The sequence below is a fragment of the Oceanobacter sp. ABM4_470 genome (assembly GCF_056158645.1).
Genome location: NZ_JBSWTR010000002.1, coordinates 109,134 through 133,536 on the forward strand (window position 1 = coordinate 109,134; position 24,403 = coordinate 133,536).

A 24,403-nucleotide genomic window follows, 5' to 3' on the forward strand; every position below is an offset into this window, starting at 1 on the left:
ATGACCACCAATACGAGCAGCGGTGCTGCGAACAAAAGCGCGTTTCAGGCGCTGCCTGTGATCAATGTAGCGGGCTTGTTCAGTGATTCACTGGACGAGCGTCAGGCGGTGGCCGGGCAACTGGGTCAGGCTGCCCGTGAGGTGGGTTTTTTCTACGTTACGGGCCATGGTATTTCCGCTGAGCGCATGGCCGGTATCCGGGCGGCCGCGAAGGCATTTTTTGCCCAGCCGCTGGACGCAAAAATGGCCTATTACATTGGCTCATCGGCCAGTCACAAGGGCTTTGTGCCACGGGGTGAGGAAATCTATGGCTCGGCCAAACCGGATTTGAAAGAAGCCTTTGATGTCGGCTTTCAGGCACCGCTGGACCACCCTCTGGTACAAGCCAACACCCCTTTGATTGGTCCCAACGAATGGCCTCCACTGGCGGATTTCAAACAGCCGGTATTGGCTTATTACGACGATGTGTTTGCCTTCGGTCGTACCCTGTTTCGCGGATTTGCACTGGCATTGGGCCTCGATGAGCACTATTTCGATGCAATGGTGACGTGCCCGCCATCAAAGCTGCGACTGATTCATTATCCATACGATGCTTCGGCTGAAGACGCGCCCGGTATTGGTGCGCATACCGACTATGAGTGCTTCACCATGTTGCTTGCAGACCAGCCTGGCCTAGAAGTGCTGAACGAAGACGGAGACTGGATCGATGCGCCGCCGGTATCGCTGCAGGGCGAAGAGGCCTTTGTGATCAACATTGGCGACATGCTTGAAGTGATGACCGCCGGCCAGTTTGTCGCCACGTCGCACCGGGTGCGCAAGGTCTCTGACGAGCGTTACTCATTCCCGTTGTTCTTTGCCTGCGATTACCACACGCAAATCCAGCCATTGCCACAGTTCTTGCAGGGGGCTGAGGCGAGCGAGTACGAAGCGCTGAGTATTGGCGATCATATGTACAGTCAGGCCCTGCAAACCTATTCCTACTTGCGCGACCGGGTGGCGGCAGGCGAGTTATCGCTGCCTCAACGGGCTCGTGGGGTGGCCACCTTTGGCCATATGAAAAAGAAGGCTGCCAACAGCCTCGACCCTGAATGCACTGCATCAACCCGCTGAAACCCACTGACTTTGAAAACCAAACTCTTGATGAAGGAGAGTCATCATGTTGAACACTGATAACACCCAATCCCTGTTCCGTCGGGCAACGCTGGCGCTGGGTATGGCGGCTGTGCTGGCCCCCGCTTCGATGCTGTCTTCACAGGCGGTTGCCGATCCTCTGCTGAGCGGCGACACCATGAAAGTAGGCATGGAAATCAGCTACCCACCGTTTGAATCCTACGAGGGCGACAAAGTCGTTGGTTTTGACCCGGAAATGTCGGCCTTGCTGGCCACCAAACTGGGTGCCGAGGCGAGCTTTGTGGATACCAAATTCACCAGCCTGATTCTGGGTCTGGGGGCCAACAAGTTTGATGCGGTGATCTCTGGCATGTACGTCACTGACGAGCGTCAGAAACAGGCCGAAGCCATCCCTTACGCCCGTACAGGTGCCTACATCATGGTGAACAAGGGCAGCGACATTCAGCCCAAAACCAAGGAAGACCTGTGTGGCGTGGAAGTGGGTCTGCAGCAAGGCACTGCCTGGGTCAAACAGTTGACGGAACTGTCGGCCAGCTACTGTGTGCCGAATGGCAAAGAAGCCATCACCATTCGTGAATTCCCGTCAGCACCGGAAGTTTCGCAAGCACTGCTGTCCCGTAACGTTGAAGCTCAGCTGGAAATTGCCGGTGCCGCGATGATGTTCGCCGAGCGTACCCGTGGCCGCATTGAGATCAGCTCGCCGGATCTGGTGTACCCGCAAACCCTGGGTATCTACGTGAAAAAGGGCAATACCGAGCTGAAGCAGGCGCTGCAAACCGCGCTGGCTGAAATCACTGCCGATGGCGATTACCCTGAGCTGCTGAAGAAGTACAACCTGCTGGCGGCGGAATAATCCCCGCGTTCTGACGTTTTCATTTGCTGTAATACAGGAGCCAGTATGAGTCTGGACTGGGACTATTTTTTCTCGCTGTTCACCATGTCGTCGTTTTGGCAGGCATGTGTCACCGTGGTGGTGCTGAGCACCTTGTCATGGGGCATTGGACTGGTACTTGGCTTCCTGTTGGCGATTGCCAAAATGTCGAAGCACCGCTGGTTGTCTGTACCGGCGGGTGTGTACATCTGGTTTTTCCGCAGTGTGCCGCTGCTGGTGGTGCTGGTGTTTGTGTACAACCTGCCGCAACTGTTTCCGGCGGCCGGTTCGGTACTGGGCATTCCGTTTGTGGCAGGCCTGGTCAGTATGGTTGCGACCGAGGCCGCTTACATGGCTGAAATCCACCGCGGTGGTCTGATCTCTGTTGCTAAAGGGCAGCGTGAAGCGGGCCATGCACTGGCGCTGGGTTTCGCCGGTATTCAACGCCTGATTGTGATCCCGCAAGCGTTCCGTATCTCGCTGCCCACCATGATCAACGAGTACGTCACCATCATTAAACTGAGCTCGTTGGTGTCGGCGATTTCTCTGCCAGAGCTGCTGATGACAGGCCAACGGCTGTATGCCCAGAACTTTCTGGTGCTGGAAACCCTGTTGGCGGTGGCGGTGTACTACGTGTTGATTGTGACCGTCTTCGGCGCGGTGTTGCAGTGGCTGGAGCGTCGGATAGACATTCCTTCCCGCAATCCGGGCACCTTGTCTGACAGCACCGTGGCGGCGCTGCGCACCAGCTTGCAAGGCAAGGGGGCGGTCAGCAAATCCGTAAGCCTGCGAGCGGGAGAGCCGCCCGCGCTGAATCTGATGCACTTGTCAAAATCCTACGGTGACCATCAGGTGCTGAAAGACATCAACCTGAACGTCTCCAGCGGTGAGGTGATCAGCATCATTGGCCCGTCAGGCTCGGGCAAAACCACCCTGATTCGTACCATCAACCAGCTTGAGACCCTCGACAGTGGCGAAGTGGTGCTGTTTGGTGAGGGCTATATTCGCGGTGGAGAACACGCCGATAAAACCACCTTGCGCAACGGCATTCGCCGCATTGGTATGGTGTTCCAGAGCTTCAACCTGTTCCCGCACTATACCGTCGCCGAAAACGTCATGCTGGCACCGCGCTACCACGGCCAGATTGAATCGAAGCAGCTGGCTCGCGAACGGGCGTTACATCTGCTCGATCAGGTGGGCATGTTGGCCCATGCCGATAAATACCCGCATCAGCTGTCCGGTGGTCAGCAGCAGCGGGTGGCCATTGCGCGCACCCTGGCGCTGGACCCGGACATCATTCTGTTTGATGAACCGACCTCAGCGCTGGATCCGGAAATGGTCGGTGAGGTGCTGAAGGTGATGCAGGATCTGGCCAAGGCCGGTTTGACCATGCTGATTGTGACCCACGAAATGGAGTTTGCCCTGCAGGTATCTGACCGGGTAATGATGATGGAACATGGTGTGGTGCAGGTTGATGCTGCCCCGGATGCCATTCGTGATAGCTCGGTTGTCAGCCCTCAGCTGCAACGCATTCGCCACTTTATGGGATTGGTGACCGAGCCTGCTAACCAGGGAGGCGCTCATGTCTGATGCCACTCAACACCCACAGGCAAGCGAGCAGCAACTGCGCGAAGAGCTGGCTGCCGCATACCGATTGGCCGCCATGTTCGGCTGGGACGACACCATTTACACCCACTTTTCGGTGCGTTTGCCGGGTGGTGGAGAGCCCCGGTTTTTGATCAATCCGTTCGGTTTTCTGTTCGAGGAAATCTGCGCCAGCGACCTCGTCGTTGTGAATCTCAAGGGCGAAGTGGTGGACGGTGATCAGGCCTATAACCCGGCCGGTTTTACCATTCACAGCGCAGTGCATATGGCGCGCGGCGACGCCCATTGTGTGATTCACACTCATACCTTGCCGGGCATGGCGGTGGCCGCCTGTGAGCATGGCTTGCTGCCAATGAATCAGATCAGCGCCGAGTTTTACGAGCGCGTTGGTTATCACGATTACGAGGGGGTGGCGTTCAACCTGGAAGAGCGCGAGCGCATTCAGGCGTCGTTGGGCAGTAACATTGCCATGATCCTGCGCAGCCATGGGCTGCTGTCGGTAGGGCCAACCATCGCCGATGCCTTCCAGATTATGTACACCCTCAATCAGGCTTGCGACATTCAACTGGCAGCGGCGCAAATGGCGGCGCTGACACCGGTCCAGCCGATCGAGGCGCAATTGGCCCGTCATGTCTGCGACCAATTTCGTGGGGTAGAGCACGAACGTCAGTTGGTCTGGAAGGCCTGGTTGCGTAAGCTGGACCGTATCGACCCTTCCTACAAACACTGAGCGCCCGCAACCGAGTTCACTATGAAAACCCATCACACACCGCTGAAAATTGTTTTCGCCACCAACGACAGCGGCTTTGCCGACCGCCTGATCAGCCGCATGGAAAGCTGGTACGACGACGTTACCTGCTATCGTCTGGATGACCCGGAAGCGGTTAACGCCGACGTTGCCGCCTGCTGGTATCCACCACAAGACCTGTTGCAAACCTGTCCCAATCTGAAACTGTTGCAAGCGGTGTCGGCGGGGGTGGATCACATTCCGGTCAGCCTGATGCAGGCCGGACTGCCGGTTTGTCGGGTGGTCGATGAAGGCCAGAAACAGGGCATGCTGGAATACGTGTTATGGGGCGTGCTGCATTACCAGCGCGACTTCGACAAGGCACTGGCGCAACAGGCCGACAAGGTTTGGAAACTGCATCCACAGCGTCGTGCAGGCAAAATGCGTATTGGCGTGATGGGCATGGGACAGCTGGGCTGCTTTATTGCCGAAGGGCTGGCCAAATTCGGCTATCCGGTAGCGGGCTGGTCGCGTTCGGAAAAGCGGGTCGATCAGGTCAGCTGCTTCTGGGGCGAAGAAGACCTGCCGGAATTCCTGTCACGCTGTGACCTGCTGGTGAACCTGCTGCCACTAACCCCTGCAACCGACGGCATTTTGAACCAGTCGTTGTTTCAGCAGCTGCCGCAAGGTGCGGTGGTGATGAACTGTGGTCGCGGCGAACACCTCAACGAAGCCGACGTGATTGCCGCGTTGGAAAGTGGCCACCTGCGTGGCGCGGTGCTGGATGTGTTCCCGCAAGAGCCGTTGAATACAAATAACCCGCTGTGGAGCACCGCAGGCGTGGTGGTTACCCCACACATGGCCTCAGCGGCCTCCGGCAAAGCCATCCTTGGCCAGCTGGTGGACAATGGTCGTCACATACTGGAAGGCAAGCCCTTGCTGCATCCGGTGGATACAACCAAGGGCTACTAAGGCTTTTCTTATTGACGCCCTGGCCCTTACTGCAAGGGTGGCAGCATTGGAAGATCGCTGTTGGAGAGGCGATTTTCCTGCTCTGATGCGTCGTTGTTGGCTTCGGTCAGGGAAGCTGTCATATCGGCATAATCGTCGTTGGACGCTTGTGTCATGACGGCTTGCAAGACGATGTTGGTGACGTCCGTCATACTGATATCCGTTACCGCCTGATTGCTCTCGGTGACAGCCTGCAAGGCTTCCTCGACGCTGCTGCTCTGCGGTGCATAGACCCGCAATACACTGGCGGCCATTAACTGGTCTTGCAGTTGTGCTGTGTCGAGGCTGGAGTCCGTCACGTCCTGTACCTGGATCTGGTCCGGACGGCTGTACAGCGAGAAGGTGCTCTGGATATCCGCATAGGCGTCGTCCAGAGCGCTGTCAGATGGTGCACTGTTGAACTGCTGGGCAGCAGCATGGGTAAACGGGTTGATGCTGAACGACTGCTGGCGTGCCTGTTCGGCGGTTATCCAGCCTGTCAGTTCAAAGCTTTCATCTACGTGTTGCCATTCACCAAAGTCGATCACACCGTTGTTGTTGCTGTCTTCGTCCTGGCTGTTGGCCGCTCCGCATTCTGACCAGTCACATTGCATCATGGTGGAACCATCTGTGGCTGCGGTAACGCGTACGAAGATGACATCCGGCATGGCGTCCAGTTCGACGGTAAATACGCCGTTGCTGTTGGTGGTGGCTTGCGCCAGTAACTCGCCATTGGCTGACGTCAGGACGTTCACCTGACCGCCGACCACCAGCCCTTTGCTGACGCTGCCTTGCAGACTCTCCGTGCTGTTCCCGGAGCCACCGGAACCGCCGCTACAGGCGGTCAGTCCGATGGTTGCCAGCAGTGCTGGCACTATGGCTTTCTTGCTTATGGTCTTGTTCATTGCTTGGTCACCCAGAAGCCTTGACCGGATTCAATGCTGTCGAGCACGCTGTAGCCGGAGTTCTGCAGCTGGATCAGCAGGTTCGCGTCAGGAGACCAGCCTTTGAAGGCACCGTCTTCGTATACCCACACAAAGCGCACGTCGCTAAAGAAACTGTCCAGGTCAGTAATGTCCGTTGATGCTCCCAGCAGGTGCGTACCGGCTTCCAGAGCGGCAATGTCTTCCGAGGTGTTCATGACAACAGCCAGACCGTAGGCTGCCGGGTTGTCGAGTACTGCCTGAACTGCAGCACTGATTTGTTCATCAAGCGCATCGGTTGTTACCAGGCCATAGTCGCCAGGGCTGGCGATGATGGCGCTTTCACGCTCTGCCGCAGCCTGGTCAATCAGAGCTTGCTCCACATCGGACAGGTTCAGTACCGAAATGGTCAGGCTGGCAGAAGCGCTGGCATTGTCGGTCAGAGCCTGCACCAACGGTGTATAAATGGCTTCAGCGTTGTAGCTGACGGTTACTTCCGTACCGGATTCATACGCTTGTGGACCGTTGCCATCGTTCAGGTCCAGCAGCATATAGCTGCCTTCCGGAGAGTCAGAGGACAGCTCTGCAACGAAGGTCATTGGATAGCCAACGCGCGGCAGGCCGGAGTACTCAAAGCGGCTGATTTGAGGGTATTCAATATCTGCTCCAGCAACCATCAGCGACATCTCGTCTGTCAGTACCGGGTTGTTGAGGCTGTAGGTTTCGCCATAGCCATCAAATTCAAAGCCGACGGTTGCCGAAGCGCCGTTGCTGACACTACTGTCTGAGGACGTCACCGACTGGTAGTTGAACATGACAACGGGCAGGGACTCGTTCAACACAACCTGGAAGGTGACCGTGCTGGATCTGGAGCCAAAATAGTTGATGTTGTTGTAATTAATGACCAGTTTGCGGTCAGGTGCCGTACCTGTGATGGCGTAGGAATAGCTACCACTGCCTGCATCGATCAAGTCGTCCCAATAAGGTGCCAGCACCTGATCCATCTCAAGGCTTGGCAATGCCTGGTTGCTGTAGCGGCTGGTGTAGTCATTACCCGTGAATACCAGGCCATTACTGGACATACGAACACGGGAGGTGGTGCCAAAAGGCGTGGTCAGGGCAAAATCGAGATCGATGTTCGCTACCGAATCATCACTGCTCGCCAATACGGTGGTGCCTTCAACGTCTTCCCACTGGTATTCCACTTCCCGGATCGATGGCATGTCGATCCCGGTCAGGGTGAAGTTTTCGTCGTCATAACCATTTACGGATACGCTGGCTTCGCCGAGCCAGTCGATGGTAATGGTGCCGGAATACAAGCCGTCGCCAGCAATGCTGTCGGAACCGGTTCCATCATCCACCAGGGTGATATCGTTACCGCGGTAGCTGATGCTGATGGCACTGCCCGGTTCAGCGCATTGAAAGCTGGCGTAGCTTACGTCGATGGTGTTGCCATATACGGCGGTCACGGCGTCGCTGGCGGGGCTCACCCGGCTGACAAAGGTGCTGTCGGTGCAGTTGATGGCGCCTTCACCAGCAGGATTAACAAGTTGCAGGCGGCCTTGACGGGTGGCGCTGCTGTAAAGCTCCTGATCGGTTGCGCTATTCAGCAGCAGGGTTTTCAGTCCCTGTGCCCGGGCGTTGGAATATTGGGCTGCCATCAGTGCCAGTGCGCCGGTTACGTGTGGCGCGGCCATGGAGGTACCAGAATAGCTGTCGTAGGCATCACCTGGAACAGAGCTGTAGATCTCTACACCTGGGGCGGCAATATCAACGGAAGCGGCACCGTAGTTGGAAAAATCAGCCAGGGCACCGTCTTCGTCGATTGCTGCTACTGAAATGATGTTTTCGACGTCGTAAGAGGCTGGATACGTGGGTGACAGGTCGTTGTTGTTGGAGGCGTTACCCGCCGCAGCAACAAACAGAATGCCAAGCTCATTGTGGGCTTCAATGGCATCCATCAACACCTGATTGAAAGCACCGCCGCCCCAGCTGTTGTTGGTTGCCACCAGGTTGATGCCCTTGTCTGACTTCAGGCTGGCGAGGTAATCCAGACACTCGATGGCACCGCTGGCATAGCCACCATAGTAATCCAGAAAACGGCAAGGGATCAGGGTTGCCTGCCAGGCGACCCCGGCAACACCGATGGCGTTGTTGCCAACACCGGCGATGGTGCCGGCGACATGGGTGCCATGGCCAACATCGTCCATTGGGTCGGAGTCGTAGTCGCGGGTATCAATACCGTGTACATCGTCGATGTAGCCGTTGTTGTCGTCGTCGATGCCGTTGCCAGCAATTTCATCCGGGTTGGTCCAGATATTGGCGGCCAGGTCTTCGTGGTTGTAATCAATACCTGTGTCGAGCACCCCAATCACAACGTCCTGACTGCCAGTGGTGTAGTCCCAGGATTCGGGGGCGTTGATATCGAAATCGGTGTCGCTGTGCATGCCCCACAGGCGGTCATACGCCGGGTCGTTCGGGGTGGTGAAGGCTTCGACAAAATAGTCCGGGTAAACGGCCTTCACACCGGGAATGCTTTCCAGCGCGGAGATGCTTTGTTTCAGGCTCTGGCCAGAGGGTTTTTGCAGGGTTTCGATGTTGTTCAGATGACGGCCCTGTTTCAGCTGCGTCATCTGGTTGTAAGCGCTGTAACGCCCGCTAGAAGCCTTGCTCTTGTCTGCTTCGGTATCCCAAACGACGATCAAGCGTGAATCGTGAACTTCATGCCCCATATACTGGGCGGCATGGGTGGTAGGCACATAAGCGGCGGCTACCGCCAGTGCGAGTGCAGGCAAGCGTGTCATCTCGTTCCCTGAGGTATGTTTGAAAAAGATGACAGATCCTAACAATCGATCGATCCCTGATCAAACTCCAGGTGAGAATTTTCTCGATTACACCTGACTCAGAGCAGCTTGTTGTTCACACTCTTCCGGCTGCGCAATTTGTCAGCGTTTTGCCTGCATGACCCACTCCAGTGCATCCAGGCGCTTCTGACGGTCGTAGATGTCGTTGGTGAACATCAATTCGTTGACTCCCAGATCCTCAACCAGTGCTTCCAGTTTGGATTTCAGGCTGGCGGGGCCACCGGTGACTTGCATGGCCAGAAATGACTGCACCTGTGCCTGAGTGGGGATATCCCAGAGTTCATCCATATTTTCCACCGGTGGTGGCAGAAACAGCGGTTGTCCGGTCATCAGCGCCATCACCCGTTGTTGGCTGCTGCTGGCCAGATAGAAGGCTTCGGCATCGGAAGCCGCTGCAATCAATGGAATACAGGCCATCACGTAAGGCTCTGACAGGTGTTCAGAAGGCTGGAAATCACGCTTGTAGATGGCAATGGCGTCGCGCAAATACCGCGGAGCAAAATGTGCTGCAAAGGCATATGGCAAACCGCGCATGGCGGCCAGTTGAGCACTGAACAAACTGCTACCCAGCAGCCAGATAGGCACGCCGCTGCCTGCACCGGGGTACGCTTGCACGCGTTTGTCTGTGGTCACCTGTTTGCCTAACAGCCGTTCCAGTTCGGCGACTTCTTCCGGAAACCGTTCAGCCCGCATGTCGTCACGGCGGAGGGCTCGACTGGTGATCGGGTCTGTGCCTGGCGCACGGCCCAGCCCCAGATCAATTCGATCACCGTAGAGTGCCTGCAAGGTGCCAAATTGTTCAGCGACTACTAACGGCGGATGATTCGGCAGCATGATGCCGCCGGAGCCAATGCGAATATGTTGGGTCGCCGTGGCCAAATGACCAATTAACACTGAGGTGGCCGAGCTGGCGATGCCTGGCATGTTGTGGTGTTCGGCCAGCCATAGCCGCTTGAAGCCGAGTGCGTCTGCATGACGGGCATGCTCGGTCACGGATTGCAGGGTTTGCGGCACGTCCATGCCCGTTGGCACGGTGGCCAGTTCCAACAGTGAAAAGGGAAGTTCGGCGAGTACGGACATAGCAACCTCAAGCGTGTTCAAGCTGTTTATGCTGACATTGAGCATGCTGGAACAACAGTGGGGGCATTGGTAATCAGTGTTTCGATTTTGTGGTGCGCTTGAGATTCAGGGGGAACAGCGTGGTGGCATTGGTGCTGTGCGTGGCCAGCCCCCAGCAGCTGGGGCGTTCTACCCAGGTATGGGACGCTGAAGTGACGGCCGAAGCTAGCGAAAAGCGGTTGGCATTGTTCCGGTGTCCGAACAGGGTGTTGTAACCGAAAGGCTGAATATCAGTACCTTTGTCAGCATACGCAGATCAAGCTGGTAAAGCGCTTTTCATTGGCGTAGATAGGCGTAAAGTACGCCAGCTTGAGCGACGAGGCCTCGTATCGTAACGGAGGAGCAAGCTTGCTGGCTTTATTTCAACCCGTGCTGTTTGTATGCGGCATGCTGGCAATCAGCATGGCGGTATTTATGTTGGTGCCCATGCTGGTATCGGTCGCAACGAATGACCATGAGTTACCGGCGTTTCTGATTGCCTCGGCCTGCTCGGCAGGGATGGGCTTGTTACTTCTGCTGTTTAACCGCCCCCGTCACTTCAACCTCAATGCCCGCCAGCTGTACCTGCTGACCAGCCTGACCTGGTTGATGCTGTCGTTCTTCAGCGCGTTGCCGCTGACCCTTACCGATCATCCGTTAAGTCTGACCGATGCGGTGTTCGAAGCCGTCTCCGGTATTACCACCACGGGTTCTACCGTGATGTCGAATCTGGACCACACACCGCCTTCGCTGCTGCTGTGGCGGTCGATGCTGCAATGGATTGGTGGCATTGGCGTGATCGGCATGGCGGTGTCTATATTGCCGTTCTTGCGGGTTGGGGGAATGCGGCTGTTCCAGACCGAATCTTCCGACTGGTCGGAAAAATCCATGCCCCGCTTTCAACATCTGGCGCGTGCCCTGGTGCTGGTATACATCGGTATGACGGTGCTGTGCGCGCTGGCCTACTGGTTTGCCGGTATGACCGGCTTTGATGCTATTAACCATGCCCTGACGACGGTGTCGACCGGTGGTTACGCCACCAGTGACGCTTCCATGGGACGCTTTAACGACGCGATTTTGTGGATTGCGGTGGTCTTTATGATGCTGGGAGGCATGCCTTTCACGCTGTTTATTCGGATGCTGTCACGGCCCAGCTGGCGCATTCTTCAAGACGACCAGATTCGCGGATTTGTCTGGATCATCGTCGGGTTGATTACAGTGTTGTTTTTGCAGCAGTGGCTAACGACCGATCGAGCGCCGTTTGAAATCCTGACCCAGGCGGCCTTCAATATTGTTTCTGTGATCACCACCACCGGGTTTGCCTCTGCCGACTACACCTTGTGGGGCAGCTTCAGTATGGCGCTGTTCTTTTTCGTAACCTTTATTGGTGGCTGTTCCGGGTCGACCAGTGGCGGCATGAAGATATTCCGATTCCAGCTGTCGTGGCTGTTCCTGCGTGACCAGATGCGCAAATTGGTGCATCCCCGTGGCTATTTTGTGGTGCGCTACAACGGCAAAGCCGTGACCGATGACATCATGGTCTCGGCGGTCGCATTTTCCTTCCTGTTCTTCCTGGTACTGACCATCACCACGCTGGCGCTGGCCCTGACTGGCCTCGATGTCCTGACCTCGCTGACCGGCGCTGCCACCGCGTTGACCAACGTTGGCCCTGGCCTCGGCGACATCATTGGCCCGGCGGGCAACTTCGCCTCCCTGCCAGATAGCGCCAAATGGATACTGAGTTTGGCGATGATCCTTGGGCGGCTGGAGCTACTGACGCTGATGGTGTTGCTGTCGCCAGTGTTCTGGCGCGGGTGAGGGTGGTGGTTAGGTGGTGGGCTGATGCTGCAGGTCGCAACGTTATGCAGGTTGCAGCATAAGGAAGGTCACGCGCGCTTATCGGTTTGGAAGTACACCTCAAAGCCTTCAGCAATAGTGATCGGAAGGCCCGTTAACTGGGAAAGCGCGTGGGCTTTCTTCATGATTTTGCGGGGTGAGCGGGTGGTGTAAAAGTTCGACAGGCAGACCTCCGCTGTTGCGCTGGGGTCATTTGCAGGTTTGACGAGAAGGGATATGTAAAAGTAGGAGAACGCGTGCTCTTGGGCATTGTGTACCGATCTGAAGTTGATCTTCAGCGACTCGAAGCCAGCGACAGGCGCGCTTGTCGCATCCGATGTATCAAACAGGCTCTGTCGCACAGTTACCGTTTCGGCGTTGATACTGACGCATCCATTGGCTCGCATGAGCCGAATGGCAGCGGCCATAAAAAACGCAGCGACCGCCAATGGAATGACCACGGCTCCGTCGTTAACCAGAATCAGGTAGACCGTTACCAGCACTATTATTGCCAAAATCCAGCCAAGACTTTTGACGATACGGCTGGTTTCCGAGGTCATCCGTATAGCATAGTGCTTCATCGCGGTTTCCTAACCTTGGTGATGGCGAGATATCTGCCTGGGTCACGTTCATGGTGCGCGGTGCGCACCCTACGTCTCAAAAATAATCATGTAGGGTGCGGAAACCCGTCAATGTAGGGTGCGCACTGCGCACCGAAAACCCGCTGAAACCCGCCGTTAAGCACCCAGTACGTGAATAAACACCATCACGATCAGCACAATGTTCACCAATAGTGCGACGCTGAAGAAGTAACTGCGTGGGCTGGGGTTTTTCTCGGTGGCGATGGCGTAGTAGAGCACCATGTGACAGATTCGCGCGATGGCATACACCCAGCAAATTGCTCCCAGCTTGAACGGGTCGAAACCACTCAGAATGCCAATGATGGCCGGGCCAGCCAGCAACGGCAGGTTCTCCAGTGAGTTCATAAAGGTGCGATGGCTGCGGAACACAAACGATTCATGCCCCAGCTTTTCATCCACCACGCCCGGCACATAATGTTGCTGCTTGCGGTGGGCAATCATGGCTATCACGCTTTGCGCCATCACCGTGGCGAAAATCAGCATCAGTGCCTGCAGCGCCATGCTGTATTCGGTCAGGATTTCGTTCATCGGGTTTCCTCTTCGGGGGTTTGTGTCGCTGGGCTTTGAAGTATCAGGCCATTAAAACAATGCCAGTCGCTTGGCCATTTCCTGCCATTCCCGCGAGCGGGCATCGCTGCTGGCGCGCTGACTGGCTACTCCGTCGACCAGCATATTGCTGGCCAGGTTCAGTCCCCAGGTGGATTCCAGAAACAGACTGGCCTTCGATTTGTTGTGCAGCACGTAGGGAGTGTAGTCGCTGGCCCAGTGGCAAAACTCATCGGTCAGGATCACCAGTTGCACGCCTTTTTCCACCGCTATGTCACAAATAATGCGGGTTTCGCGGGCGTAGGGAATCACATCGATCAGGATCAGTACTTCATAGCCTGACTGCCGTTCAGGTGTACCTAGCAGCTCCCCCAGCATGCCGTCATGGGCTGACAGATAATGCACTTTCGGCCGCGCCAGCGACAGTCGGCGACAAAAATCCTCGGCCAGTCCACGCACGGTTTGAAAGCCGGACACGAACACCCGTTCGGCAGTGCTGACATGGCGAATCATGCTTTGCCAATCGTCACTCTGGAACTGTTCGAACAGCCGCATCATGGCTTGCATCTCGTGATCAAGCACTTCCTTGTGGCGACGGATTTCCGCACTGGGCTGATGACGTTCCGACACCACCGGAATCATTTCCTGCTGCAATTCCTGTTTCAGTGCCGAAATGCCCTGGTAACCCGCCCGTTTCAGAAAACGGCTGACGGTAATGGCACTGACGGCGGCTTTTTCGGCAATCGAAGCACCGGTTTCGTAACCGATACGTTCAAGGTTCAGCAATATGTACTGGGCGACACGGGCTTCCGATGGGCTAAGTTGTGGAATCAATTCCTTGATGTGTTGGGCCGAACGAGTGGCCAGGTACTCGGGTTTGGACGAAAACGTGTTCTGCATGCTGGCCTCGATGTTAGCGGTTCGGTCTGTTTTTGGCGGGGATGTCCCTGTGTGGTGCGTACTTTGGTATCAATGCACCCAAATCAGTGGTTAGCGAGTGGGCAATATGAGCCAACCCCATGGCTTTATTCTTATAAGTTTTTGATTTATATGTATTTATTTAAAATGTTATAAATCTAACATATTCTGTTCTTGTGTGATTTATACCCGATTTTACACTGGGGATCATCTGTTGAACGACTGTCCGTCTACCGACTCCGAGGTGATCCATGAAACTGAAGACCCCTGTGACTGCTGGCTGCCAGCAACTGACTCGCTCGTTAACCCTGGCCTGTGCACTGTCTGCAGCAGCGCTTTCTGCCCCTGTCATGGCGGCGGAAGAGCTGAATCTCTATAACTGGGGTGACTACATCAACCCGGAAGTGCTGACCCGCTTCACCGCTGAAACCGGCATTGAAGTAAACCTGGATACCTACGGCTCCAACGAGGAAATGCTGGCCAAGTTACAGGCCGGTGCGACCGGTTACGACATCGTTTTCCCGTCGGTGCATATGCAGGACATCATGTCTCATCTGAAGCTGCTGCATAAAACCAACATTAATCAGTCGGCCGGTTTCTCGAACATTGCTGCGGCCAACCTGAAGGCCAAAACCGACCCCAAGGGTGAGTACTGCCTGCCATACGCCTGGGGTTCGGTAGGGATTGTTTACAACAAGACGCTGGTGCCTGAGCTGAGCAGCTGGAAAGAGTTTTTCGCACTGCCGGATCAGGGCAAGAAAATCGCCATGCTGGACGATATGCGGGAAGACATTGGTGTTGCCTTGATCCTGCAAGGTGAGAGCGTCAACAGCGTTGATCGTGACCAGCTGAAAGAAGCCCAGTCGTTCCTGGTTGAACAAAAACCGAAGGTATCTGCGTTCACCTACGACAGCATTCCAATGGTGCAATCCGGCGACATTGCCGCAGCCCAATGGTACGTCGGCGCCATGATGTACGTGCTGGATGATCCTGAAAACCTGGCGTACGTGATTCCGGAAGAAGGCGCGACCATGTATCAGGAGAACATGTGCGTACTGAACAGCGCGCCAAACAAGGCCAATGCCAAAGCCTTTATGGAATTCTTCCTGAAGCCTGAAATTGCCGCCCTGAACGCTACCCAGCAGGCCAATGGCACCGCCAATACCGCCGCTGTACCACTGTTACCAGAAAGCCTGCGTGCTAACCCGGCGGTTAACCCTCCGGCTGAGGTGATGGACAAGCTGCAGATCTTCGAAGACCTTGGCAAGGGCCTGAAGCTCTATGACCGCGTCTGGACCAAGGTACGTACCGCTTCCTGACGGTCGCTAGTGTGGCTGGTGCGATAGCGTATCAGCCGCCCTTTTCAGAGCAGCCATTTCAACCCTTTCTCCAATCTCTTCTTCAACCAAAGTCGCCGCGTATTCGAGTAGTTGCCGGCGACTGCCGAGGTGTTTATGTCGATAGCGTTTTCCCACAATCCAGCCACAGATTACCTGCGGGTGCGTAATGCCATTCGTCATTTCAATACACCGGAAGGTGGGGTGGTGAAGGCGCTGGACGGCATCAACCTGAACATTGGCCAGAGCGAATTTATTACCTTGCTGGGGCCGTCCGGTTGCGGCAAAACCACGCTGCTGAAAATCATCGCCGGGTTTGAGCGACTCGATAGCGGCAAGATCACTCTCGACTCACAAGCACTGCTGGAGCTACCTGCCCACCGTCGTCCGGTCAATACCGTGTTTCAGTCCTACGCTTTGTTCCCGCACATGAGTGTTGGCGACAACGTTGGTTACGGTCTGGAAGTGGCGGGGGTGAAAAAGCCGGAACGCATTCAACGTATTGGCGAAGCGCTGGAAATGGTTGGCCTGGCGGGCATAGAGAAACGCCTTCCCTCACAGTTGTCCGGTGGCCAGCAACAACGTGTAGCACTGGCGCGTGCGATTGTGAATCGCCCCAAGGTACTGCTACTGGACGAGCCGCTGTCGGCACTCGATCGCCATTTGCGCATGAAAATGCAGATCGAGCTGAAGAACCTGCAAACCGAGCTGGGCATCTGTTTTTTGTTTGTGACCCACGATCAGGAAGAAGCGCTGACCATGTCGGATCGCATTGTGGTGCTGAATGGCGGCAAGGTAGAGCAGCTGGGAACGCCGACCGAAATTTATCACCGTCCTGCCAGCCGTTTTGTCGCCGATTTTATTGGCGAGAGCAACGTGTTTGAAGGCAAGGTGGCGCGCTTCGATGATTTCGGTTCCGAAGTGCAGTGTGGTGAATTGCGGATTCGAACCGAGGATCGCAACCTGATTACCGGTTCGGCCGTGGAAGTCATGCTGCGGCCAGAGCAGTTCACATTGCTGGATTCCAGTGCATTGGTCACTGGCCAGCAGGTGCTGACTGCGACGCTGGAGCAAGCCGTGTTTGTGGGCAGTGATCACCAGCTGGTTTGCCGTCTGCCTTCGGGTCAGCAAATCAGCGCGCTGGTTCGAGGTAATGGTCATCACTTGCAGGTTGGTCAGCCGCTGCAGCTGGCGTATTCAGCGGCGGATGTCCACACCATCCCGGCCGACTATTAAGAGGGCCGACGCATGAAAACCCTCTCTCGTGAAACCACGCAACTGGCCCTGCTGCTGACACCGGTCAGTCTGTTTCTGGCGACTTTCTTTCTGGTGCCACTGGGCATCATGGTGGTGTACAGCCTGCTGGAGCCCGGCCTTTACGGCGGTGTAGAGTGGAATTTCTACCACTGGAACTACGGTCGTATTCTGGGCTGGGCCGATGGCTTTATTGAAGAATTCGACATCGTTTACCTGCAGGTACTGGGATGTTCGATGGGGCTGGCGGCACTGACGGTGATCAGCACGCTGGTGCTGTGTTTTCCGGTGGCATTCTGGATCAGCCGTTTGCCATCCAAACAGAAAAATCTGTTTATTTTCCTGATCACCTTGCCGTTTTTCACCAGCATGATTGTGCGTTTGTATGCCTGGGTGCTGATTCTGCGGGATTCCGGTTTTGCCAATCAGTTTCTGCAATGGCTGGGACTGATTTCAGAACCACTCGACCTGATGTTTACCGGCACGGCTGTGATCATCGGCATGGTGTACATCTTTATTCCATTCATGTTCCTGCCGATTTATTCCAGCATCGAAAAGCTCGATATGTCGCTGGTGCAGGCGTCGCAGGACCTCGGCGCTTCACCGTTTACCACCTTCCGCAGAATCATTTTGCCAAGCGTGATGCCGGGCGTGATTGCGGGCTGCATCCTGGTGTTTATCCCCAGCCTCGGAAACTTCGTAGTGCCGGACCTGTTGGGCGGCGCGCGGGTAGTGATGATCGGCAATCTGGTCGAGCAGCAATTCCTTTACGCCCGTAACTGGCCGTTTGGCGCTGCGTTGTCGATGGTGATCATCGCCGTGATGATGCTGCTGATGGTGGTTTACCTGTTCCGTATCGTCAAAGCCGATAGCCATCGTTAATCCAGCGAGGAGAAGATTATGAACCGATCGTTAGGTAACCGCTTGCTGACAGGCTATGGCTGGCTGTTCTTTGTGTTTCTTTATGCGCCCGTGCTATTGATTGTGGTGTATTCCTTCAACGCCAACCCGATCAATGTAATGACCTGGCAGGGCTTTACCTGGGACTGGTACGTTGGTCTGTTTGGCGGTGCCACCACCGTGTCGGAATCCTCCCTGTATGTGGACTCAACCGACCAGTTGTTAGATGCGTTGCTGACCAGCCTTAAAGTCGCCTTCAGCGCCACTGTCATTGCCACCGTCATGGGTACCTGTGCCGCATTGGCGATGGCGCGTTACCGCTTCCGCTTCAAGGGTTTTTATCAGGCGCTGTTGTTTGTGCCTATGGTGATGCCCGACATCGTACTGGGCATTGCACTGCTGATTTTCTTCGTCAGTGCGGGCATCAGCCTGGGCTCTACCAGCATTGTGATTGGTCACTGCACCTTCCTCACCAGCTACGTCTTCATTGTGGTGAGCGCCCGACTGGCAGGCATGAACCCGCTGGTTGAGGCCGCTTCTGCCGACCTTGGTGCCAACGAGTGGGTGACCTTCCGCCGTATTACCTTGCCGCTGATTTTGCCGGGGGTCATTGGTGGTGCGCTGCTGAGCTTCATTATTTCGATGGATGACCTGGTGATTACCTATTTCATCAGCGGCGTCGATGCCACCACCTTGCCGGTGTACATCCTCAGCATGATCCGCCGCGGCATCAAACCCGAAATCAACGCCATTGCCACCCTGATGCTGCTTGCTTCCATCGCCATCGCAGCGGCGGGCATCTACTTCAAATCCAGAAATACCGCTCATTGAGGGACTGACTATGAACACTCCAAAGACCAAATTGCGTGGCCGCGAACTGGGCCTGCCGTTTCCCGGTGTCACTGGTCCCAATAATGCCATCACCGACGTTGCCGGTGTTGAAGTGGGCTACACCACACTGATTGACGACAACCCGAAATCGCCCGCCCGAACGGGTGTTACCGCGATTCTGCCGCGTGGCAAGGATCACACCCCACGGCCAGTGTGGGCAGGCACCTTTGCGCTCAACGGTAACGGTGAAATGACCGGCAGCCACTGGATTCAGGACGGCGGCTATTTTGTTGGCCCAGTGATGATTACCAATTCCCACGGGGTGGGCATTACTCACCACGCTGCAACCAAGTGGATGATTCGCCACTACGGCGAGAGTTTCGATAATCACCACCTGTGGGCCATGCCGGTGGTGGCCGAAACCTATGACGGTGTACTCAACGACATCAACGCCCAGCACGTATCCGAAACCGATGCGCTGGCGGCACTGGAATCTGCACGTAGCGGTGCCATTGCCGAAGGTAATGTTGGCGGCGGCACCGGCATGATTGCCTACGACTTCAAAGGCGGTACCGGTACATCCTCACGACTGGTAGAGATCGACGGAGAAACCTACACCGTCGGCGTGCTGGTACAGGCCAACCATGGCTTGCGCCCATGGCTGAATGTCCTCGGCGCACCGGTCGGCAAAGCCATGCCCGACAACCGCATTCACGATGCTCATGAACAAGGCTCGATCATCGTTGTGATTGCCACCGACGCCCCGATGCTGCCACACCAGCTGCGCCGCATGGCCAAACGCGCCGCCATTGGCATTGGCCGCAACGGCTCACCGGGGGGCAATAACTCCGGCGATATCTTTATGGCCTTCAGCACCGCCAACGAACAGGACCTGCCACAACTCTCTGGCAGCATGCGCCATATGAGCTGCCTCAACGACGAAGTGTTCGATGATTTCTACATGGCCGCCGTCGAAGGCATTGAAGAAGCCGTGATCAACGCCATGCTGGCGGCGGAAGACACCCCGACCTTCAAACAGCCGGCAGGCAAGGTCTGTGAAGCAATTGATGGTGAAGCACTGGCGGCGCTGATGAACAGCTATCACCAGCGGCAGTTGAGTGCGTGATGGGATGTTTGTAGCATTCTGGTGAACCGCTTTTGTTGTCGGGTATGACAATATAAGTTAGTGGCAAGCCCTGCTGCTGGTAAACGGAGCACCAGATGACCACCTTGCTGATATGGATTGTCCTTGCCATCTTTTTACTGATGCTGATCGGCGCTTCTTCGTTTGTTTCGACGATCCTGCTGAATATATCTGGTCATGATTCTGATGACTGAACCTGGGCGGTTCAGTCTGTCCGGCCGATCTTTCTGATCCACCGGTTTCACCCCTTCAACCTCTCCCGATACCGGGCTTCAATTTCCAGCAGCTGGTCCTGCACATAATCGACAAACGCTTTGGTGACCGGGTTGGGTTGTTTCTCGTTCAGGAACGCCAGACACCAGGAGCGTCGCAGCGGGAAGCCGCTGACCGGCAGTTCGGTGAGGCGGCCGCTGTTCAGTTCTGAAAGGGCGGTCAGGCGCGGTACTACTGTCACACCGAGGCCTGCCATGGCGGCGTGTTTCAAGCCGTCGTTGGAGTCAATTTGCAGTACCGGCTCAAGGGTTACCCGTTGTTTGGCGGCCCAGTCTTCGAGGGTGCTACGGGTGCCTGAAATCTCTTCCCGCACGATGATGCCGGCCTTGAGGAATGCTTTTACGGAAACCTGTGGCTGTGTTGCCAGCGGGTGGTTGGGGGCGGCTACGGCAATCAGTTCGTTGTCGAGAAACGGCAGGGTATCAAGGGTTTTATCCACCGGGGCCATGCCCATCACCACCAGATGGTCGACGTTGTCGCTGAGGCGTTTGACGACTTCATGCCGTTGCACAATCCGGACGTGAACCTTCACTTGTGGGTGCTGTTTCATAAAACCACCCAGCAGCCATGGAAGCACGCAGTGGGCGGTGTCGATGGCGGCGATATAAAAGTCCCCGGCCACCTGGCTGCCCATCACCACCAGTTCGTTTTGTAGCAGTTTCAGTTGTTCGAACATCTGGTCGATGCAGTTGGCCAGCAGCTCTCCGGCGGCGGTGCAGAAAAGTTTGCGACCGGCGTATTCAAATACCGGTTGTTCTAACGCTTGTTCCAACTGACGAATTTGCGAGCTGACGGCGGGTTGTGTCAGGCCAAGTTGCTCACCAGCCTTGCTGTAGCTGCGGTGCAGATAGACGGCACGAAATACCTGTAACTGCCGGAATGACAATCGGCTGACCAGTTTTTGCACTGAATGGGGCATGTTCGCAGGGATCTCCTGTTGGGCTATCTCCTGTGGGGCTCAGGATTGTTATTGTCTATGTATAAGCTAAAGCTTATGGATAACCAAACAATTATCAATTTTTAATTTATAGGTTGCTGCCGTACTTTCTTTACATGCTCTAATTGTTGAGGCCCGACTCATGTTGAAGAAGGTACTGATTGCCAATCGTGGCGAGATCGCAGTTCGCATCGTGCGAGCCTGCGCAGAAATGGAAATTCGCTCGGTAGCTATCTACACAGAGCCGGACCGTTATGCCCTGCATGTGAAACGTGCGGACGAATCCTATTCCCTCGGGGAAGATCCGCTGGCCGGTTATCTCGACCCGCTGCGCATTGTGAACCTGGCGGTGGAAACCGGTTGTGACGCCATTCATCCGGGTTACGGTTTTCTGTCTGAAAACGCCGAATTTGCCCGTCTGTGCGAAGAAAAAGGCATCACCTTTATTGGTCCAAAATCGTCTGTGATTCATGGCATGGGTGACAAAACCCAGGCCCGTGATTCCATGCGTGCCGCTGGCGTCCCGGTAACGCCGGGTTCTGACGGCAACCTCGCCAATGTGGAAGAAGCACTGACGCTGGCGGAAGAAGTGGGTTATCCGGTGATGATCAAGGCCACTTCCGGTGGTGGTGGTCGTGGTATCCGTCGCTGTGATACGCCGGAAGAGCTGCGCCAGCAGTACCCGCGAGTGATCTCTGAGGCTACCAAGGCCTTTGGTTCCGCCGATGTGTTCCTTGAAAAATGCATTGTGAACCCGCGCCATATCGAGGTGCAGGTGCTGGCCGACAGCCATGGCAACGTGATTCACCTGTATGAGCGTGACTGCTCGATCCAGCGTCGTAACCAAAAGCTGATTGAGATTGCACCAAGCCCGCAGCTGACCCCTGAACAACGTGAGTACATCGGTAACCTGGCCGTCAAAGCCGCCGAAGCGGTGGGTTACGAGAACGCCGGTACGGTGGAATTCCTGCTGTCGGGCAACAAGGTGTACTTCATGGAAATGAACACTCGTGTTCAGGTGGAGCACACCATCACCGAGCAGATCACCGGTGTGGATATTGTGCGCGAACAGCTGCGCATCGCGTCCGGCCTGCCACTGAGCTACCGCCAGGAAGACATCAGCTACCGTGGCTTTGCCTTGCAGTTCCGTATCAACGCCGAAGACCCGAAAAACGATTTTCTGCCGAGCTTTGGCCGTATTACCCATTACTACGCGCCGGGTGGTCCGGGCGTGCGGGTCGATACCGCCATTTATACCGGTTACGAGATTCCGCCGTATTACGACTCCATGTGTCTGAAGCTGATTTGCTGGGCGCTGACCTGGGACGAAGTCATCGCCCGTGGCAAGCGCGCCCTCGACGACATGCGTCTGCGTGGCATCAAGACCACAGGTACCTATTACCAGCAGATTCTCGACCACGCCGACTTCAAGGCGGCGAACTTCGACACCAGCTTTGTACCGACGCATCCGGAGTTGCTGAATTACTCCGAGAAACGCGACCCAAGCGAAATTGCCCTGGCACTGGCCGCCGCCATTGCTGCCCACATGGCTGCCTGATCAAGGAGATATGAAGATGAGCAAGAAGCCAGTACAGGTAACCGACGTTACATTGCGCGATGCCCACCAGTCGCTGATCGCCACCCGCATGCGTACCGAAGACATGCTGCCGATCTGTGAAAAACTCGATGCCATCGGCTTTTGGTCGCTGGAAGTGTGGGGCGGTGCCACCTTTGACGCTTGCGTGCGTTTTCTGAAAGAAGATCCATGGGAACGCCTGCGCCAGCTGCGTGCGGCGCTGCCGAACACCCGTCTGCAGATGCTGCTGCGTGGCCAGAACCTGCTGGGCTACCGCCACTACGCCGACGACGTGGTAGAAGCCTTTGTTCACAAGGCCGCCGAAAACGGCATGGACGTGTTCCGTGTGTTCGACGCCCTGAACGATATTCGTAACCTCGAAACCGCCATGAAAGCGGTGAAAGCGGCGGGTAAGCATGCCCAAGGCACGCTGTGCTACACCACCAGTCCGGTGCATACGCCAGAGTTGTATGTGCAGCAAGCCAAAGACCTGATCAACATGGGTGCCGATTCCATCGCCATCAAGGACATGGCCGGTCTGCTGACCCCGTACGCCACCTTCGATCTGGTGAAGGCTTTGAAAGACGCGGTGGATGTCGATGTGGTTATCCACAGCCACAGCACCGCCGGTCTGGCGCCGCTGGTGCAGTTGAAAGCCATCGAAGCCGGTGCGGATCGCATTGATACGGCGATTTCTTCCTTCGCCAGTGGCACCAGTCATCCGGCCACCGAGTCTCAGGTTGCCGCACTGAAAGGTACCGAGTACGACACCGGTTTGGACCTGGAGAAACTGGGCAAAATCGCCGATTACTTCCGCGAAGTGCGCAAGAAGTATCACCAGTTTGAATCCGAGTTCACTCGTGAAGACGTGTCGGTGCAGATCAATCAGGTGCCGGGCGGCATGATGTCGAATTTGGCCAATCAGCTCAAAGAACAGAACGCCCTCGACAAAATCCGCGATGTGTTTGACGAGATTCCTCGGGTGCGTGAAGACCTCGGCTTTCCGCCACTGGTGACGCCAACCTCGCAAATTGTCGGCACTCAGGCGGTGTACAACGTGCTGTCTGGTGAACGCTATAAAACCATCACCAACGAGGTAAAGCGTTACCTGCAAGGTGGTTACGGCAAGGCACCTACTGCCGTGAATGCCGAGCTGCAAAAGAAAGCCATTGGTAACGAGATCGCCATCGAACACCGCCCGGCAGACGATCTGGCACCGGAAATGGCCAAATTGAAAGCCGATATCGGCGAGCTGGCCCAAACCGACGAAGACGTACTCACCTTCGCCATGTTCCCGGACCTTGGCCGTGAATTCCTGCAACAACGCGCTGCTGGCACCTTGCAGCCAGAAGCACTGCTGCCGGTCGACAGCGGCGAGAAGAAAATGGGCATCGCCACTGAGTTTGCCATTGATGTACACGGCGAAAGCTACGACATCGCCGTCACCGGAGTCGGTGACTTCGGTGCTGGCAAGCGCAAGATCTATCTGTCGATGGACGGCGTACCCACCGAAGTGGTGTTCGAGCCGTTGAATGAATACGTCGATGGTGGCGAAACCAAAGGCCGTAAACGGGCTTCTGAACCGGGCCATGTCACCGCTGCCATGCCGGGCAATGTGGTTGAGGTACTGGTGAAAGAGGGCGATGAAGTAAAAGCCGGTCAGGCGGTATTGATTGCCGAAGCCATGAAAATGGAAACCGAAATCCACGCCAACGTGGCTGGCAGCGTGAAGGCCATTCATGTGGTGAAGGGCGACCGTGTTACGCCCGGCGAGGTGCTGATCGAGATCGGCTGATTTAAAGAATCAGGAATTTGTGCCGTTTGTGTGCGACTTACCCCTCGTGCAAACGGCCAAATAAAGTGCCCCACCGCTCATCCGGGGTGCTTTTCTTTGGTGGCTGAAGCCCGGTTTGAGGCGGTTTTAAGCGTCTGAATTGTTCGCTTCAGTCACAATTTTTATTCCAGAGCCCTGTTGGCTGAATTTCTTGCATTCAACAGGTG

Annotated in this window: 20 protein-coding genes; 13 read left to right on the top strand and 7 right to left on the bottom strand. The window is 55.9% G+C overall.

Features of this window, described 5'->3' with window-relative positions; all coding sequences use genetic code 11:
* The 5 genes from ACXADJ_RS17290 to ACXADJ_RS17310 are packed head-to-tail and all read left to right on the top strand — an operon-like array spanning nt 1 to nt 5,306.
* Nucleotides 1–1,110, top strand: a complete 1,110-nt coding sequence (locus ACXADJ_RS17290; RefSeq protein WP_475068427.1) for an isopenicillin N synthase family dioxygenase — start codon at nt 1–3, stop codon at nt 1,108–1,110.
* Nucleotides 1,111–1,156: 46 nt separating this feature from the next.
* The gene (locus ACXADJ_RS17295; RefSeq protein ID WP_475068430.1) at nt 1,157–1,984 is read left to right on the top strand and encodes an ABC transporter substrate-binding protein; all 828 of its coding nucleotides are present in this window, start codon (nt 1,157–1,159) and stop codon (nt 1,982–1,984) included.
* Nucleotides 1,985–2,029: 45 nt separating this feature from the next.
* Nucleotides 2,030–3,592 carry an amino acid ABC transporter permease/ATP-binding protein gene (locus tag ACXADJ_RS17300; RefSeq protein ID WP_475068432.1) on the top strand — a complete coding sequence of 521 codons (1,563 nt, stop codon included), beginning with the start codon at nt 2,030–2,032 and terminating at the stop codon, nt 3,590–3,592.
* Nucleotides 3,585–4,337 carry a class II aldolase/adducin family protein gene (locus tag ACXADJ_RS17305; protein ID WP_475068435.1) on the top strand — a complete coding sequence of 251 codons (753 nt, stop codon included), beginning with the start codon at nt 3,585–3,587 and terminating at the stop codon, nt 4,335–4,337. The genes ACXADJ_RS17300 and ACXADJ_RS17305 overlap by 8 nt, the downstream gene beginning before the upstream one ends.
* A 21-nt stretch (nt 4,338–4,358) precedes the next feature.
* Nucleotides 4,359–5,306: a 2-hydroxyacid dehydrogenase gene (locus ACXADJ_RS17310; protein ID WP_475068437.1), complete on the top strand. Its 948-nt coding sequence runs from the start codon at nt 4,359–4,361 to the stop codon at nt 5,304–5,306.
* A 26-nt stretch (nt 5,307–5,332) separates the two neighbouring features.
* Here the strand turns inward: ACXADJ_RS17310 and ACXADJ_RS17315 are convergent, their stop codons facing one another.
* From ACXADJ_RS17315 to ACXADJ_RS17325, 3 genes are all read right to left on the bottom strand, one after another.
* Nucleotides 5,333–6,229, bottom strand: coding sequence for a hypothetical protein (locus ACXADJ_RS17315; RefSeq protein ID WP_475068439.1), 897 nt, complete (start codon nt 6,227–6,229; stop codon nt 5,333–5,335).
* Complete coding sequence (locus tag ACXADJ_RS17320; RefSeq protein WP_475068440.1) at nt 6,226–9,051, bottom strand: S8 family peptidase; 2,826 nt, start codon at nt 9,049–9,051, stop codon at nt 6,226–6,228. The genes ACXADJ_RS17315 and ACXADJ_RS17320 overlap by 4 nt, the downstream gene beginning before the upstream one ends.
* A gap of 141 nt (nt 9,052–9,192) precedes the next feature.
* Complete coding sequence (locus ACXADJ_RS17325) at nt 9,193–10,191, bottom strand: LLM class flavin-dependent oxidoreductase (protein ID WP_475068441.1); 999 nt, start codon at nt 10,189–10,191, stop codon at nt 9,193–9,195.
* Between the two features lie 387 nt (nt 10,192–10,578).
* On the opposite strand from ACXADJ_RS17325, the gene ACXADJ_RS17330 reads away from it, so the two are divergent.
* Nucleotides 10,579–12,027: a TrkH family potassium uptake protein gene (locus ACXADJ_RS17330; RefSeq protein WP_475068443.1), complete on the top strand. Its 1,449-nt coding sequence runs from the start codon at nt 10,579–10,581 to the stop codon at nt 12,025–12,027.
* Between the two features lie 68 nt (nt 12,028–12,095).
* Here the strand turns inward: ACXADJ_RS17330 and ACXADJ_RS17335 are convergent, their stop codons facing one another.
* The 3 genes from ACXADJ_RS17335 to ACXADJ_RS17345 all read right to left on the bottom strand — a co-directional run bounded on the left by ACXADJ_RS17335 (nt 12,096) and on the right by ACXADJ_RS17345 (nt 14,132).
* Nucleotides 12,096–12,626, bottom strand: a complete 531-nt coding sequence (locus tag ACXADJ_RS17335) for a hypothetical protein (RefSeq protein ID WP_475068445.1) — start codon at nt 12,624–12,626, stop codon at nt 12,096–12,098.
* A 156-nt stretch (nt 12,627–12,782) separates the two neighbouring features.
* Entirely contained in the window at nt 12,783–13,214 is a 432-nt protein-coding gene (locus ACXADJ_RS17340) for an MAPEG family protein (protein ID WP_475068447.1), read from the bottom strand.
* 51 nt (nt 13,215–13,265) lie between these two features.
* On the bottom strand, nt 13,266–14,132 hold the full coding sequence (locus tag ACXADJ_RS17345) for a MurR/RpiR family transcriptional regulator (RefSeq protein ID WP_475068451.1): 867 nt from the start codon (nt 14,130–14,132) through the stop codon (nt 13,266–13,268).
* A gap of 269 nt (nt 14,133–14,401) precedes the next feature.
* Between ACXADJ_RS17345 and ACXADJ_RS17350 the strand changes: the two genes are divergently transcribed.
* The 5 genes from ACXADJ_RS17350 (at nt 14,402) to ACXADJ_RS17370 (ending at nt 19,598) form a co-directional block, all read left to right on the top strand.
* The gene (locus tag ACXADJ_RS17350; RefSeq protein WP_475068454.1) at nt 14,402–15,469 is read left to right on the top strand and encodes a polyamine ABC transporter substrate-binding protein; all 1,068 of its coding nucleotides are present in this window, start codon (nt 14,402–14,404) and stop codon (nt 15,467–15,469) included.
* Nucleotides 15,470–15,604: 135 nt separating this feature from the next.
* A complete protein-coding gene (locus tag ACXADJ_RS17355) occupies nt 15,605–16,723 on the top strand; it encodes an ABC transporter ATP-binding protein (protein WP_475068456.1) in 1,119 nt (372 codons plus the stop codon).
* A gap of 12 nt (nt 16,724–16,735) precedes the next feature.
* Complete coding sequence (locus ACXADJ_RS17360) at nt 16,736–17,623, top strand: ABC transporter permease (protein WP_475068458.1); 888 nt, start codon at nt 16,736–16,738, stop codon at nt 17,621–17,623.
* Nucleotides 17,624–17,641: 18 nt separating this feature from the next.
* Nucleotides 17,642–18,472, top strand: coding sequence for an ABC transporter permease (locus ACXADJ_RS17365; protein ID WP_475068460.1), 831 nt, complete (start codon nt 17,642–17,644; stop codon nt 18,470–18,472).
* A 10-nt stretch (nt 18,473–18,482) separates the two neighbouring features.
* Nucleotides 18,483–19,598 (top strand): DmpA family aminopeptidase, encoded by a 1,116-nt coding sequence (locus tag ACXADJ_RS17370; protein ID WP_475068462.1) that lies wholly within the window; start codon nt 18,483–18,485, stop codon nt 19,596–19,598.
* 259 nt (nt 19,599–19,857) lie between these two features.
* Here the strand turns inward: ACXADJ_RS17370 and ACXADJ_RS17375 are convergent, their stop codons facing one another.
* Nucleotides 19,858–20,808: a LysR family transcriptional regulator gene (locus ACXADJ_RS17375; protein ID WP_475068464.1), complete on the bottom strand. Its 951-nt coding sequence runs from the start codon at nt 20,806–20,808 to the stop codon at nt 19,858–19,860.
* Between the two features lie 160 nt (nt 20,809–20,968).
* Here ACXADJ_RS17375 and ACXADJ_RS17380 point away from each other — a divergent pair, with 160 nt between their 5' ends.
* Entirely contained in the window at nt 20,969–22,384 is a 1,416-nt protein-coding gene (locus ACXADJ_RS17380; protein WP_475068468.1) for an acetyl-CoA carboxylase biotin carboxylase subunit, read from the top strand.
* A 16-nt stretch (nt 22,385–22,400) separates the two neighbouring features.
* Entirely contained in the window at nt 22,401–24,197 is a 1,797-nt protein-coding gene (gene oadA, locus ACXADJ_RS17385; protein ID WP_475068470.1) for a sodium-extruding oxaloacetate decarboxylase subunit alpha, read from the top strand.
* Nucleotides 24,198–24,403: the final 206 nt, after the last annotated feature.